Raw genomic sequence first — 13,321 nt, 5'->3', positions numbered from 1 at the left:
TCAGTCGGCCTCGCCCTCGTGGGCCTCGCCCTCGTCGGCGTGCAGCACGGCGGCGACGGACGCCCCGGCGAGGGCGTCGACATCGCTGACCCGGGCCACGGCGAGGAAGTCGTCGACGGTGAGTTGCTCGCCCCGCTGCGTCGGAGCGAGGCCGGCTCGCTCGAGGGCCTCGGACGCCGCGGCGGACGAACCGTAGAGGGACGACAGCGACTGGCGCAGCATCTTGCGACGCTGCTGGAACGCGGCGTCGACGAGGGCGAACGTCGCCCGACGTTCGAGTTCGCTGCCCCGGGCCGGCTTGCGGTCGAAGGCGACGAGGATGCTGTCGACGTTGGGCACCGGCCAGAACACCTGGCGGCTGACCTGACCCGCGGCCCGGAATTCGCCGTACCACGCGGCCTTGATGCTCGGGCCGCCGTAGACCTTCGAGCCGGGCTCGGCGGCGAGACGCAGACCGACCTCGGACTGCACCATGACGAGCCCGTGCTCGAGCCCGCCGAAGTGTTCGAGGAAGTGCAGCAGCACCGGCACGCTGACGTTGTACGGCAGGTTCGCCACGAGGTGGGTGGGCTCGTCGGGCAGGGTCGTCACGCGCAGGGCGTCGTCGACCACGACGGTGAGGTCGGCCGCCGGCTGCAGCTGTGCGACGGTCTTCGGCAACTGCTCGGCGAGGCGCTTGTCGATCTCGACGGCCACCACCTTGGCACCCGCCTCGAGCAGGCCGAGGGTGAGCGAGCCGAGACCGGGGCCGATCTCGACGACGGTCATGCCGGCCGAGACGCCCGACGCGGCGACGATGCGGCGCACGGTGTTGGCGTCGTGGACGAAGTTCTGCCCGAGCTTCTTGGTCGGCTGCACGCCCAGCAGGTCGGCGAGGTCGCGGATCTCGGCGGGGCCGAGCAGGGTGGCGCGCGACATCAGCCCTCGACCGTCACGGGTTCGCTGTCCCAGGTGCCGTAGACGAGCTCGGTCGTCGACGAGATCTGGGCGGCGAGCATCGACACGTCGGTGCCGATCGTCTCGGCCATCGACCGCAGCGTGAACGGGATGAGGTACGGCGCGTTGGGCCGACCACGGTAGGGCACCGGCGTCAGGTAGGGCGCGTCGGTCTCGACCATGATCAGGTTGCGAGGCAGCTGCACCAGGGCGTCACGCAGGGGCTGGGCGTTCTTGAACGTCACCGTGCCGGCGAAGGACGCGTACCAGCCGTTCTCGGCGAGGATGCTCGCCAGCTCGGGCCCGCCGCTGAAGCAGTGGAACACGGTGCGTTCGGGAGCGCCCACCTCGAGCAGCAGGTCGACCACGTCGTCGTGGGCGTCGCGGTCGTGGATCTGCAGCGCCAGGCCGTGGCGCTTGGCGATCTCGATGTGGCCGCGGAAGGCCTCGAGCTGGGCCGCGCGACCGTCGTCGCCGGTGCGGAAGAAGTCGAGGCCGGTCTCGCCGACGGCACGGACGCGCGGGCGGGCGGCGAGCCCGTCGAGCTCGGTGAGGGCGTCGTCGAGGGTGCCCGCGGCGGCGAGGGCCGGCGCCTCGTTCGGGTGGATCGCGACGGCGGCGAGCACGCGGGGCTCGCGGCTGGCGATCTCGGCCGACCAGCGGGACGTCTCGAGGTCGGTGCCGACCTGCACGACGCCGCGGACGCCGACGGCCGAGGCCCGGTCGAGGTGCTCGCGGTAGTCGAGGGGGCCGTCGCCGTCGTCTCCGACGCCGTCGGCGATCTCGAGGTGCGTGTGATTGTCGTAGACCGGGACGACGAGGGGCTGAGGAGGCGCGGGGTAGGTCAGGTCGCGCTTCTGGCCGTCCGCGCCCGACGAGCGGTGTCGGACGTGCGTCGCCGGGCCACCTGCGGTCGCGCCTCCGCCGCCCGGGCCGCCGGTCACGCCGTCACCTGACGTGTCGTCGCTCATGCCGCGGGCTCGGGCTGTTCGATGCGCGGGAAGAGTCCGGCGGCGAGCGGCTGGACCTCGGGAGCGCTGGACCACTCGGCCGCCCGGTCGACGGGCTGGCTGGTCAGCTCGCCCTGCCCGATCGACTGCCACAGGGTGTGCGTGGCCGTCGGGATGAAGGGCGACAGCAGCACGGTGAGGGTGCCGAGACCCCGCAGGGCCGTGGCGAGGACGGTCGCGAGACGCTCGCGCTGCGACGAGTCTTTCGCGATGGCCCAGGGCTCTTGCTCGGTGATGTAGCCGTTCAGCTGGTCGACGAGCTGCCAGATGGAGGCCAAGGCCTCGTTGATGGCGAAGCGGTCGATCGCCGCGTCGGCCTCGGCCGTGACGCGCAGCTCGGTCTCGCGCACGGCGAGGTCGGCCTCGGTCAGGTCGCCGGCGACGGGGACGGTGCCGTCGAAGTACCGGGTGATCATGGCCACGACGCGCGAGGCCAGGTTGCCGAACCCGTTGGCCAGCTCGGCCTGGTAGCGGGCCGCGATGTCTTCCCAGCTGAAGTTGCCGTCCTGGCCGAAGGTGATGGCGCGCATGAAGTAGTAGCGGAACGCGTCGGCCCCGAAGACGTCGGTGATCTGCTGCGGGGCGATGCCCGTGAGCTTCGACTTCGACATCTTCTCGCCGCCGACCAGCAGCCAGCCATGGCCGAAGACGTTCTTCGGCACCGGGAGCCCGGCCGCCATGAGCATGGCGGGCCAGATGACGGCGTGGAACCGCACGATGTCTTTGCCGACGAGCTGCACGGCCGGCCAGCGACGCCGGAACTCGTCGTCGTCGACGCCGTAGCCGATCGCCGTGACGTAGTTGAGCAGGGCGTCGAACCACACGTAGACGACGTGCTTCTCGTCCCAGGGCACCTTGACGCCCCAGTCGAAGCTCTGTCGCGAGATCGAGAGGTCGCGCAGACCCTGCTTGACGAACGAGACGACCTCGTTGCGCACCGAGTCGGGCTGCACGAAGTCGGGCTGGGCCTCGTAGAGGTCGAGCAGTCGCTGCTCGAAGTCGCTCATGCGGAAGAAGTAGTTGCTCTCTTGCAGCACCTCGACCGGGATGCTGTGGATCGCGCAGACCTGCTCGCCCTCGTAGGCGCCGGTGCCGGGCACCAGGTCGCTCGGCTGCTTGTACTCTTCGCAGCCGACGCAGTAGAAGCCCTCGAACTCGCCCTGGTAGATGAAGCCGTCGTCGTAGAGCTTCTGCAGGAACTTCTGCACGCCGGCCTCGTGGCGGGCGTCGGTCGTGCGGATGAAGTCGTCGTTGGCGATGTCGACGGTCTTCAGCAGGGGCTTCCAGGACTCGGTGACGAGCTTGTCGGCCCACTCTTGCGGGGTCACGCCGTGACTCGTGGCGGTGCGCAGGATCTTCTGACCGTGCTCGTCGGTGCCGGTCAGCAGCCAGGCGTCGTCACCCCGCTGACGGTGCCACCGGGCGAGCACGTCGGCTGCGACCTCGGTGTAGGCGTGACCGATGTGCGGCACGTCGTTGACGTAGAAGATGGGCGTTGCGATGAAGAAGGAGTCGCCGGCGGGCATGGGGACCATCTTAGGTGGGGGCACCGACGTGATGACGCGACCCGCGCCTCCTGCGTCCGCCGTCGGGGACGAGGAGGCGCGGGTCGCGTCGACCGGTCAGGTCGCGTCGTGCTCCTCGGTGCGGTCGTCGGAGCCGGCCCGCTCGCCGGCGTGCTCGCCCGGGTACTCGACGACGTCCATGCCGAGCACGTACTTGCCCCGGGCGTGGCCGTCCTCGAGGTCGCGGTAGGCGTCCTTGACGTCGTCGAGGGGGAAGATCCCGTCGATCGGCACCATGATCTTGTTGGTCGAGATCAGCTCGAGCAGCTCGGACAGCACGGCCTGCGACGTCGCCTGGGCGCTGCCCTCGGCCTTGACGCCGTGCTGCTCGACGGCAGCGAAGTCGATGATCGTGTCGACGCGCTGCGGCGCGACGCCGAGCTCGAGGGCGTACCCGACGTTTCCCTGGCCGAAGCAGTCCACGAACGCGTCCACGCCCTGGGGGGCGGCCTCGCGGATGCGGTCGACGACGCCGTCGCCGTACTCCACGGGCGTGACGCCGAGCTGCCGCAGGAAGTCGTGGTTGCGCTCGCTCGCCGTGCCGATCACGGTGAGCCCGCCGAGGACGGCGAGCTGCGACACCATCACGCCGACGCCGCCGGCCGCGGCGGAGACGACGATCGTGTCGCCCTCGGTGGCCTGCACGGCACGCAGCGCGGCGTAGGCGGTGGGTCCGGTCACGCTGATGCTGCCCGCGACCTCCCACGGCACGTTCTCGGGCTTCGCCACGAGTTCGTCGTGGTCGACGACGACGAACTCGGCGTGCGAGGACCGGTTCGCCCACCCGACGACCTCGTCACCGACGGACCACTCGTCGACGCCCGCGCCGACCTCGTCGACCACGCCGGCGAAGTCGGTCCCCTGCCCCGACGGGAACGCCGCGGGGAACGCGTCGTGCATCAGTCCGGCGCGGATGGCCGCCTCACCGGGGTTCAGGCCCGCCGCCTTGACGGCCACCACGACCTGGCCGGCACCCGCCTCGGGCTTCGCCACCTGTTCGACCTTCAGCTCGTCGATGTCGCCGTACTGCTCGAAACGGACCGCCTTCATGTCGTACCTCCTGCTCGTGGTGGGCCGCGCCTCCGCCGGGCACGCGCCTCCTCCGAGCTTGCACCCGCCGGGCTGGGCGGGGTACGCCACGCCCTACGCGCGGGGCGGGCGGGCGGCGAGGGCGGCCTGGTAGAGGTCGCGCCTCGACAGACCCGTGGCGGCGGCCACGTCGGCGGTGGCCTCTTTGAGGCGGGTGCCGTCGGCGACGAGGGCCTGCACCTGCACGAGCCCGGCGGCGAGGTCGACGACGCGCTCGGGGGCACCCTCGACCACGAGGCAGATCTCGCCTCGGACGCCGTCGGCCGCCCACTCGGCGAGCTCGGCCGCGGTGCCGCGGCGCACCTCTTCGTGCAGTTTGGTCAGCTCGCGGCAGACGACGACGCGACGCGAGGCCCCGAGGGCCGTCACGAGGTCACCGAGCGAATCGGCCAGGCGGTGCGGCGACTCGAAGAACACCATGGTGCGGCGCTCGTCGGCGAGCGCGCCCAGCACGCGCAGCCGGTCGCCCTGCTTCCGCGGAAGGAAGCCCTCGAAGCTGAAACGGTCGGTGGGCAGCCCCGAGACGGCGAGCGCGGTGAGCACCGCGGACGGGCCGGGGATCGCCGTGACGGTCACTCCCGCGGCGGCGGCCGCCTCGACGAGCGGGAACCCGGGGTCGCTGATGGCGGGCATGCCGGCGTCGGTGAGCACGACCACGTCAGAGGCGCGGGCCAGCTCGACGATCTCGCCCGCCTTCTCGCGCTCGTTGTGCTCGTGCAGGGCGATCAGGCGGGGGCGGTTCTCGACGCCCAGGGCGCGCATGAGGTGGATCGCGGTGCGCGTGTCCTCGGCGGCGACGACCTCGGCGTTCGAGAGCGTCTCGATCAGGCGGCGGCTGGCGTCGCCGAGGTTTCCGATGGGGGTGGCGGCGAGCACGATCACCCGCCCATTGTCCCCCGGCCCCGGACCGCCCACTTACGATGGCCCGATGACGACCGGGCCCGAGCGCGAATTCGACGCGCTCGTCGAGACCGACACCGCGCCTCCTGCCCGTCCGGTGGCGGGCGAGCCGGCCCTCGTGCCGGCCGGTCCGCTCGCCGGCCGGGCGATCGTCCCGGACGTCGGCACGCCGGTCGAGGACGCGAGCCCGGCCCACACCCGCGAGGCTCCCCCGACCCGGCTGGACGCCTGGTGGGGTCGCGTGCTGCGCACCCCGGTCAGGAGTCGCGTCTGGGCCTGGGCGGGCCCGCTCGCGGTCACGCTGCTGGCCGCGGTGCTGCGCCTGTGGCACCTGAACTCCCCCGCGTCCCTCGTGTTCGACGAGACGTACTACGTCAAGGACGCCTGGTCGCTGTTCAACCTCGGCTACGAGGGGTCGTGGCCGGCCGACTACGACCCGACCTTCGCCGCCGGCGGGGTCGACGGGTTCCTCGCGTCACCGTCGTTCGTGGCGCACCCACCCCTCGGCAAGTGGCTGATCGGCCTCGGCATGGCGGCGGCCGGCCCGGAGAACCCGGCGAGCTGGCGCATCAGCACGGCCGTCGTGGGCATCCTCGCCGTCGCCCTGGTCGCGGTCATCGGGTCGCTGCTGCTGCGGTCGACGCTGCTCGGCACGCTGGCGGGGTTCTTCCTCGCGATCGACGGGCACGCGATCGTCATGTCACGGGTGGCCCTGCTCGACAACTTCGTGATGTTCTTCGGCCTGCTGGCCTTCGGGGCGGTGCTGCTGGACCGCCGGCAGAGCGCCCGGCGGCTCGAGGCCTGGCGGGCGAGGAGGCGCGGTGCCGGTCGCGACATCGCCTGGGGTCCTGCCCTGTGGGCGCGTCCCTGGCTCGTCACGGCCGGCCTCCTGTGCGGACTGGCGACGGCCGTGAAGTGGAACGGCCTGTACTTCCTGGCGTTCTTCGCGGTCTACACGGTGGTCGTCGACATGGTGGCGCGCCGCCGGGCCGGCGTGGAGTTCTGGCTGTCCGGCACGCTCTTCAAGCAGGCACCGGTGAGCTTCCTGCTGACCGTGCCGATCGCCGTGGTGGCCTACCTGGCGAGCTGGACCGGTTGGTTCGTGACGTCGGGCGGTTACTACCGCAGCTGGGTCGAGGACGGCGGCACGCGGTGGACGGGCGCCCTGGCATGGGTGCCCGACGTCGTGCAGAACTTCTGGCACTACCAGGCGGGCGTCTACGGGTTCAACGTCGGTCTGCACACCCCCCACGCCTACCAGGCGAACCCGCTCACCTGGCTGCTGATGCTGCGGCCGACGAGCATGTACTACCAGGGGTTCGACGAGGGCCAGGGTGGCTGCGACGTGGCCCGGTGCGGCGAGGCGATCACCTCGGTCGCGAACCCGCTGATCTGGTACGCGGCGGTCGCGGCCTGCCTCTACCTCGTCTACCGCGTCGCGCGGTACCGCGAATGGCGGTACGGGGCGATCCTCGTCGGCGTCGCGGCGGCCTACCTGCCGTGGCTGGCGTTCACCGACCGGACGGTGTTCCAGTTCTACACGATCGCGTTCGAGCCCTACCTCGTGCTCGGCCTGGCCGCGGTGCTCGGCATCGTCCTCGGACGACGCACCGACGATCGGTCCCGTCGACTGAGCGGCATCGGCGTCACGGCGATCGTCGTCGTGGTCGCCGTCGCCGTCTCGGTCTTCTTCTACCCCTTGTGGACGGCTCAGCTCGAGGACTGGGAGTTCATCCGGTTGCACTACTGGATCCCCAGCTGGAAGTAGACGCGGGGGCCCGACCGTCGCGGCCGTCGCCGTCGCCGTCGCCGTCGCCGTCGCCTAGAGCCGCAGGGCGAGTGCGTTCGCGGTGAGACCGGCCGCCGTGCCGCAGAGCAGGACGGTGTCGCCGCGACCCAGGCGGCCGTCGTCGAGACAGCGGGCCAGCGTGTACGGCACGGACGCCGAGACCATGTTCCCGTACTCGGCCACGGCGTCGACGTAGGTCCCGGGCGCCATGCCGAGCCGGCGCATGGCGATGCCCAGCGCTCCGCTCGCCTGGTGCGGCACCACGAGGTCGACGTCGTCGAGGCCGAGGCCGGCCTTCTCGAAGAACGACGCGAAGAAGCCCGGCAGCACGGCGAGCATCCCCATGAGCGCCCGCCGACCGTTCATGTCGAAGAGGTAGTCCCTCGGGTCGCCGTCGGCGTAGGCCTGCGCCGGGTGCCGCGACAGCCCGCCGCGGAGCTCGGTGTCGTGCGCGTGCTCCGGCCAGGTGCGCTGCAGGCTCGCGATGACGCCCGGCCCCTCGGAATCGTCGGCGCCGCGGGTGAGGACCACCGCGGCCGCCGCGTCCGAGAACAACTCGAAGCTCTCGCGCTGGCCGGGGTCGAGGAACCTCGAGCCGACGTCGCCCGAGACGATCAGCACGTTCTCGTACTCGCCGTCGGCCAGGTAGCGGGAGGCGACGTCGACGGCCGTGACGAAGCTGGTGCAGGTCGAGTTGACGTCGAACGCCGCGGCCGCCGCGCCCGGTGCGACCCGCTCCATGACCAGTGCGGCGGTGCACGGGATGGGCTGGACGCCGGCGGCGCAGGCCGCGATGACGCAGTCGACGTCGTCAGGGCGCAGGCCCGCACGCTCGAGGGCCTGTTCGGCGGCCGCCGCGAGCATGTCGAGCTGCGAGGTGTGGTCGGCGATCCGGTACCGGGTCTGGGACCCGAAGGTCACCACCTCGTCGGGCAGATAGGTGCCCCAACCGGCGATCTGGCAGTTCTTCATGGTCGTCCCCCTCGTGTCGACGCGCACCGGACCCCCGCCGGTGCGCTCCTCAGAGTAGGTCCGTCCGGGTCGGGTGCGGGTCGTGGGCGAGCAGCAACCGCGCGCCGGACCGTTCGGCCGCCAGGAGCGACCGGGCCGTGCGGGCCTGCGCGGCACCGTCGTGGGCCACCAGGCGGGGCACCGCACGGAGGCGGGCCTCCTGGCCCAGCAGGTCGCGTCCCCAGGCCGCGTCGCCGGCGAGCACGACCCGCCCCTCGACGAGGGCTCCCAGGTGACCCCGGGCGTGACCCGGCAGGTCGACGAGCAGGTAGCGGTCGTCGTCGAAGGGGTCGGCGACGCGCAGCCCGAACGGCCCGTCGGCGAAGTCGGACACCACCGTCGCCCGGCCGACGTCGAACCCGTCGGGCAGCAGACGGCGCAGCACGCCGTCTCGCAGCCGCGGCCGGCCGAGGGTGCGGGCCAGACCCTCGCTGAGGACGAGCGTCGCGTGCGGGAAGGACCGCAGGCCGCCGACGTGGTCGGGGTGCAGGTGCGACAGCACGACGTGGGTGACCGTGGCGGGGTCGACCTGTTCGGCGATCGTGGCGCCGGCGGGCACGGTCGGCGGCAGGAGGCGCCGGTACGCCCAGGCCGCGGGCCCGGCCCGCCAGGGCAGCGGGGCGTAGCCGGTGTCGAAGAGGACCCGCCGGGTGGCGGACGTCCAGAGGAACGCCCCCGACGGGAAGACCCGTCGCCCCCGGGCACCTCCCCGCGTCAGCAGGCCCATGTCGTGGCCGGTCTCGCCGCAGGCGAAGTACTCGAGGCGGGTCGCCGTCGGGTCGGGCGCGTCGGCCCCCGGCACGTCGCCCCCTGGCGCGTCGGCCCCCGGTGCGTCGCGGTCACGCACGCGCGTACCCCGCGAGGCTCTCGTCGAGGGTCACCTCGGGCTCGTAGCCGAGCAGTCGCCGCGCCTTCGAGATGTCGAGGGTCTGCGAGTGCGCGATGGTCGTGACGGTGTACCGGGTCATCGGCGGCTCGGGGCGCCCCGGTAGCACCGAGCAGACGCCCTCGAGCACGCCGGCGAGGGCGTAGGCGGCCCGCGCCGGGACGGGGCGGCTCCGCAGGGGCAGGTCGAGGCCGCGCAGCAGCTGCTCGAGGACCTCGCCGAAGGGACGGGGATCGCCGTTCGTGACGTTGAACGCCTCACCGTGCACCCCCTCGGCCGTGGCCGCGAGCCGGATCGCGAGTGCGACGTTCTCGACCGACGTCAGATCGACGAGCCCGCGGCCGCCCCGCATCAGCGGCACCCCGACCCGGGCGTGGACGCGCAGCAGGCGCGGGACGAGGCTCGGGTCGCCCGGCCCGACGATGCCGCGCGGCCTCAGCACGACGATCTCGGGCGCGTCCGACCGGGCGGCGGCGGCCGACAACAACGCCTCGGCCGCGAGCTTGGAGCGGATGTACTCGTTCATGGGGCGTCGCGCGTCGACCTCGTCCTCGCGGATGCCCACCCGGTCGCGGGGTGCCGCGTAGATCCCCGGCGACGACAGGTGCACGAGACGCCGAGCGCCCACCCGCCGGGCGAAGTCGAGCACGCGCGCCGTGCCGGTCACGTTGGCGTGCTCGAACTCGGCCCGGCGACCCCACGGCGACGAGAGCGCCGCGCAGTGCACGACGACGTCGACCCGGTGGGAGGCGCGGGCCAGGTCGTCGAGGTCGCCCACGAAGGTCTCGCCCCCGGTCGGCAGGCGGTCGGCCCGACGGCCCGCCGCGACGACGTCGTGGCCACGGCGGCGCAGGTCGCGGACGACGTGACCCCCCACGAACCCGCTGGCACCGGTGACGAGGTAGGAGTCCATGCCCGAATGCTAGACGGATCGGTCCCTAGGATCGGACCGTGCGCATCGCCCTCGTGACCGACTACTACCCGCCCACGCTCGGCGGGGTGCAGACCGCGGTGAAGGCGCTCGCCGAGGCCCTCGCGGCCGCCGGACACGAGGTCACCGTGTTCTGCCCCCTGGCCGGGCCGTCCGACGACGCCGGGGTGGTCGCGCTGCCGGTGGCGAGATGGTTCCGCCCCGACGGCTACCCGTTCGCCTGGTCGCCGCGCCGCGTCGCCGACCGGCTGCGCCGCGAGTTCGTCGACCGTCGCATCGAGGTGGTGCACACGCACTCCGAGATGTTCGCCGCCCTGGGCGCCATCACGGCGGCCCGGTCGCTCGGTCTGCCCGTCGTCCACACGATGCACGGCCGGGTCGACGTCTACACGGCTCACGCCCTGCCCCTGCCCGCGGTGACGACGGCACTGCTCGGCGCCCTCCACGCCCGACACGTGAGCCGGCGGGGGCTCCGGGTCGAGCCCGGGACGCCGTACACCGCGACCGTCTCGGCCCGCCGGATGTGGCGGCTCATGCTCGCCCAGTCCCGGGCCAGCGCCCACGTCTTCGTCCCCTCGGCCCACTTCGCCCGCAAGCTCGTCGCCCAGGGCGTGACGACCCCGGTCAGCGTGTCCTCGAACGGACTCGAGCCGTCGGTGCTGGCGGCGATCGGTGAACCCGCCCCGCGCCTCCTCGTCCCCGGCGAGACGGTGACCGTCGTCTGGGTGGGGCGCCTCTCGCGAGAGAAGAGGCCCGCGGCGCTGGTCGAGGCCGCGCTCCGACTCGGGTCGGCTGTGCGGGTGGACGTGTACGGCGACGGCCCCGAGCGGCGCGCGCTCGAGCGGCTGGGCGGGCCCGTGACGCTGCACGGAGCCGTCCCCCACGCCGAGGTGCTCGCCGCGATGCGCCGCAGCCACCTGCTCGTCTCGAGCTCGGTCGACTTCGACAACCAGCCCATGGTGATGCTCGAGGCGATGGCGACGGGACTGCCCGTCCTGTACTGCGACCCCGACCTGGCCGAGGTGGTGCCGCCCGGCGGTGGCTTCGTCACCCCGACGCCCGACGTCGACGGCATCGTCGACGAAGTCCGCCGGCTGGTGCGCGAACCGGACGCCCTCGGCGCGGCGAGCGCCGTCATGGTGGCCGAGCGCGATCGCGCGGCGCAGCACGTCGACGACGCCCTCGAGGTCTACGACAGGGTGGTGGCCCGCGACTGACCGACGTCTCCTCCCCCGCAGGAGGCGCGGGTCGGCCGTGTTCCGCCGTGTGACGTCCCGGGTCCCCGCGTGACGCCCAGCGGCTAGCGTGGGGGCATGGCAGATCGTGAGTACGGCTTCCGCACGCGGGCGATCCACGCGGGCAACATCCCCGACGCGGCGACGGGAGCGCGGGCGCTGCCCATCTACCAGACCAGCGCCTTCGTGTTCGACGACACGGACGACGCCGCGGCGCGGTTCGCCCTGCAGAAGTACGGCAACATCTACAGCCGCCTCGCCAACCCGACCACCGCCTCCTTCGAGGAGCGCGTCGCCAGCCTCGAGGGGGGCCTCGGCGCCGTCGCCACGGCGAGCGGGCTCAGCGCCCAGTTCGTCACCTTCGCCTCGCTGGCCGGAGCGGGCGACCACATCGTCGCCAGCGCGAACCTCTACGGCGGGTCGATCACCCAGCTCGACGTCACGCTGCGTCGCTTCGGCGTCGAGACGACCTTCGTGCAGTCCTCCGATCCGGCGGACTACGCCGCCGCGATCCGACCCGAGACGAAGCTGGTGTTCGTCGAGACGGTCGCCAACCCGTCCGGCGAGGTCGCCGACCTCGAGGGCCTCGCCGACGTCGCCCACGCGCACGGCCTGCCGTTGATCGTCGACTCGACCATCGCCACGCCCTACCTCAACCGGCCGATCGAGTGGGGTGCCGACGTCGTCGTGCACTCGGCCACGAAGTTCCTCGGCGGGCACGGCACCACCCTCGGCGGCGTCGTCGTCGAGTCCGGGCGCTTCGACTGGGACAGCGAGCGCTTCCCGCTCTTCGACCAGCCCGTGCCGAGCTACGGCGGGCTGAACTGGTCCGGCAACTTCGGCGAGTACGCCTTCCTCACCCGGTTGCGCGCCGAGCAGCTGCGCGACATCGGGCCGGCCCTCGCTCCCCACTCGGCCTTCCTGCTCGCCCAGGGCGTCGAGACCCTGCCGTTCCGCATGCAGGCCCACGTCGACAACGCCCGCCAGGTCGCCGAGTGGCTCGACGCCGACCCGCGCATCGAGCGCGTGCGGTGGGCCGGGCTGCCCGGGCACCCGCACCACGAGCGTGCGGCGAAGTACCTGCCGAAGGGCCCCGGCTCGGTCTTCACCTTCGAGCTGAAGGGCGGTCGTCCGGCCGGCAAGACCTTCATCGAGTCGGTCGAGCTCGCCAGCCACCTCGCCAACATCGGCGACGCGAAGACGCTCGTCATCCACCCGGGCTCGACCACCCACGCCCAGCTCAGCGAGCAGCAGCTCGTCGACGCGGGCGTGCTGCCCGGCTCGGTGCGCATCAGCGTCGGCATCGAAGACCCCGACGACATCATCCACGACCTCGACCAGGCGCTGGCCGCGGCGACGAAAGGCGAGTGACCCGACGTGACCGACACCGTCACCACGCAGCTGACCAACGGGCTGACCTGCGAGCTGCCCTCGTCGTCGCCCCTCGCCAAGCTGCTGAAGTCGCAACGCACCTGGGTCGGGCCGTCGGCCCGCGAGCGGCAGGCGATCCTGCGGTCGGCGAAGAGCGTCGCCGTCGTCGGCGCCTCACCGAACCCCAGCCGGTCCAGCTCGTTCGTCGGCACGTACCTGCAGCAGTCGACCGATCTGCGCGTCTACTTCGTCAACCCCCGCGCCGACACGATCCTCGGCCAGAAGGCCTACCCCGACCTGGCCTCGCTGCCCGAGGTCCCCGACGTCGTCGACGTGTTCCGCAAGGCCTCCGACATCCGGTCGGTCGTCGACGACGTCCTGGCGATCGGCGCGAAGACGATCTGGGTGCAGCTCGGCATCTACGACGAAGAGGCCGCCCGCTACGGCGAAGAGCAGGGGCTCACCGTCGTCATGGACCGCTGCATGAAGGTCGAGCACGCCCGGTTCAACGGCGGGCTCAACCTCATGGGCTTCGACACCGGTGTGATCACCGCGAAGAAGGCCGGTCGCTGACACGTCCGTCAGGGCCCGTGACGGT

Annotated in this window: 12 protein-coding genes; 4 read left to right on the top strand and 8 right to left on the bottom strand. The window is 72.5% G+C overall.

Features of this window, described 5'->3' with window-relative positions; genetic code table 11:
* The 5 genes from rsmA to rsmI form a co-directional block, all read right to left on the bottom strand.
* Complete coding sequence (rsmA, locus tag IFT88_RS04760) at positions 1 to 918, bottom strand: 16S rRNA (adenine(1518)-N(6)/adenine(1519)-N(6))-dimethyltransferase RsmA (RefSeq protein ID WP_192119144.1); 918 nt, start codon at positions 916 to 918, stop codon at positions 1 to 3.
* Positions 918 to 1,907 carry a TatD family hydrolase gene (locus IFT88_RS04755; protein WP_137847213.1) on the bottom strand — a complete coding sequence of 330 codons (990 nt, stop codon included), beginning with the start codon at positions 1,905 to 1,907 and terminating at the stop codon, positions 918 to 920. Before IFT88_RS04755 ends, rsmA begins: the two co-directional genes overlap by 1 nt.
* Positions 1,904 to 3,472 (bottom strand): methionine--tRNA ligase, encoded by a 1,569-nt coding sequence (metG, locus tag IFT88_RS04750; protein WP_192119142.1) that lies wholly within the window; start codon positions 3,470 to 3,472, stop codon positions 1,904 to 1,906. Before metG ends, IFT88_RS04755 begins: the two co-directional genes overlap by 4 nt.
* 96 nt (positions 3,473 to 3,568) lie before the next feature.
* Complete coding sequence (locus IFT88_RS04745; RefSeq protein ID WP_192119140.1) at positions 3,569 to 4,561, bottom strand: NADP-dependent oxidoreductase; 993 nt, start codon at positions 4,559 to 4,561, stop codon at positions 3,569 to 3,571.
* 93 nt (positions 4,562 to 4,654) lie between these two features.
* Positions 4,655 to 5,482 carry a 16S rRNA (cytidine(1402)-2'-O)-methyltransferase gene (gene rsmI, locus IFT88_RS04740; RefSeq protein ID WP_192119138.1) on the bottom strand — a complete coding sequence of 276 codons (828 nt, stop codon included), beginning with the start codon at positions 5,480 to 5,482 and terminating at the stop codon, positions 4,655 to 4,657.
* Between the two features lie 46 nt (positions 5,483 to 5,528).
* On the opposite strand from rsmI, the gene IFT88_RS04735 reads away from it, so the two are divergent.
* On the top strand, positions 5,529 to 7,268 hold the full coding sequence (locus tag IFT88_RS04735) for a dolichyl-phosphate-mannose--protein mannosyltransferase (protein ID WP_192119136.1): 1,740 nt from the start codon (positions 5,529 to 5,531) through the stop codon (positions 7,266 to 7,268).
* A 54-nt stretch (positions 7,269 to 7,322) separates the two neighbouring features.
* Here IFT88_RS04735 and IFT88_RS04730 read toward each other — a convergent pair whose 3' ends face one another.
* Genes IFT88_RS04730 through IFT88_RS04720 form a run of 3 tightly spaced genes read right to left on the bottom strand, consistent with a single transcriptional unit; the run spans position 7,323 to position 10,099 of the window.
* Positions 7,323 to 8,261, bottom strand: coding sequence for a 3-oxoacyl-[acyl-carrier-protein] synthase III C-terminal domain-containing protein (locus IFT88_RS04730; RefSeq protein WP_043593456.1), 939 nt, complete (start codon positions 8,259 to 8,261; stop codon positions 7,323 to 7,325).
* Between the two features lie 49 nt (positions 8,262 to 8,310).
* Entirely contained in the window at positions 8,311 to 9,147 is an 837-nt protein-coding gene (locus IFT88_RS04725) for an MBL fold metallo-hydrolase (RefSeq protein ID WP_192119129.1), read from the bottom strand.
* Positions 9,140 to 10,099, bottom strand: coding sequence for an NAD-dependent epimerase/dehydratase family protein (locus IFT88_RS04720; protein WP_192119127.1), 960 nt, complete (start codon positions 10,097 to 10,099; stop codon positions 9,140 to 9,142). The genes IFT88_RS04725 and IFT88_RS04720 overlap by 8 nt, the downstream gene beginning before the upstream one ends.
* A 38-nt stretch (positions 10,100 to 10,137) precedes the next feature.
* On the opposite strand from IFT88_RS04720, the gene IFT88_RS17590 reads away from it, so the two are divergent.
* The 3 genes from IFT88_RS17590 to IFT88_RS04705 all read left to right on the top strand — a co-directional run bounded on the left by IFT88_RS17590 (position 10,138) and on the right by IFT88_RS04705 (position 13,296).
* The gene (locus IFT88_RS17590) at positions 10,138 to 11,334 is read left to right on the top strand and encodes a glycosyltransferase (RefSeq protein WP_192119125.1); all 1,197 of its coding nucleotides are present in this window, start codon (positions 10,138 to 10,140) and stop codon (positions 11,332 to 11,334) included.
* A 96-nt stretch (positions 11,335 to 11,430) separates the two neighbouring features.
* Complete coding sequence (locus IFT88_RS04710; protein ID WP_137847220.1) at positions 11,431 to 12,723, top strand: O-acetylhomoserine aminocarboxypropyltransferase/cysteine synthase family protein; 1,293 nt, start codon at positions 11,431 to 11,433, stop codon at positions 12,721 to 12,723.
* A gap of 6 nt (positions 12,724 to 12,729) precedes the next feature.
* Positions 12,730 to 13,296, top strand: a complete 567-nt coding sequence (locus IFT88_RS04705) for a CoA-binding protein (RefSeq protein ID WP_043593450.1) — start codon at positions 12,730 to 12,732, stop codon at positions 13,294 to 13,296.
* Positions 13,297 to 13,321 lie beyond the last annotated feature (25 nt).

The sequence above is a fragment of the Frigoribacterium sp. CFBP 8751 genome, assembly GCF_014841545.1.
Taxonomy (GTDB): Bacteria; Actinomycetota; Actinomycetes; order Actinomycetales; family Microbacteriaceae; genus Frigoribacterium.
Note: the sequence above shows the minus strand (reverse complement) of the source record. Positions and strands in the feature narration are given on the sequence as shown.

Excerpts from the sequence above, each read along its gene's own strand:
- rsmA (WP_192119144.1), bottom strand. The coding sequence starts at position 918 with ATGTCGCGCGCCACCCTGCTCGGCCCCGCCGAGATCCGCGACCTCGCC.
- IFT88_RS04755 (WP_137847213.1), bottom strand. The coding sequence starts at position 1,907 with ATGAGCGACGACACGTCAGGTGACGGCGTGACCGGCGGCCCGGGCGGC.
- metG (WP_192119142.1), bottom strand. The coding sequence starts at position 3,472 with ATGCCCGCCGGCGACTCCTTCTTCATCGCAACGCCCATCTTCTACGTC.
- IFT88_RS04745 (WP_192119140.1), bottom strand. The coding sequence starts at position 4,561 with ATGAAGGCGGTCCGTTTCGAGCAGTACGGCGACATCGACGAGCTGAAG.
- IFT88_RS04735 (WP_192119136.1), top strand. The coding sequence starts at position 5,529 with ATGACGACCGGGCCCGAGCGCGAATTCGACGCGCTCGTCGAGACCGAC.
- IFT88_RS04730 (WP_043593456.1), bottom strand. The coding sequence starts at position 8,261 with ATGAAGAACTGCCAGATCGCCGGTTGGGGCACCTATCTGCCCGACGAG.
- IFT88_RS04720 (WP_192119127.1), bottom strand. The coding sequence starts at position 10,099 with ATGGACTCCTACCTCGTCACCGGTGCCAGCGGGTTCGTGGGGGGTCAC.
- IFT88_RS04710 (WP_137847220.1), top strand. The coding sequence starts at position 11,431 with ATGGCAGATCGTGAGTACGGCTTCCGCACGCGGGCGATCCACGCGGGC.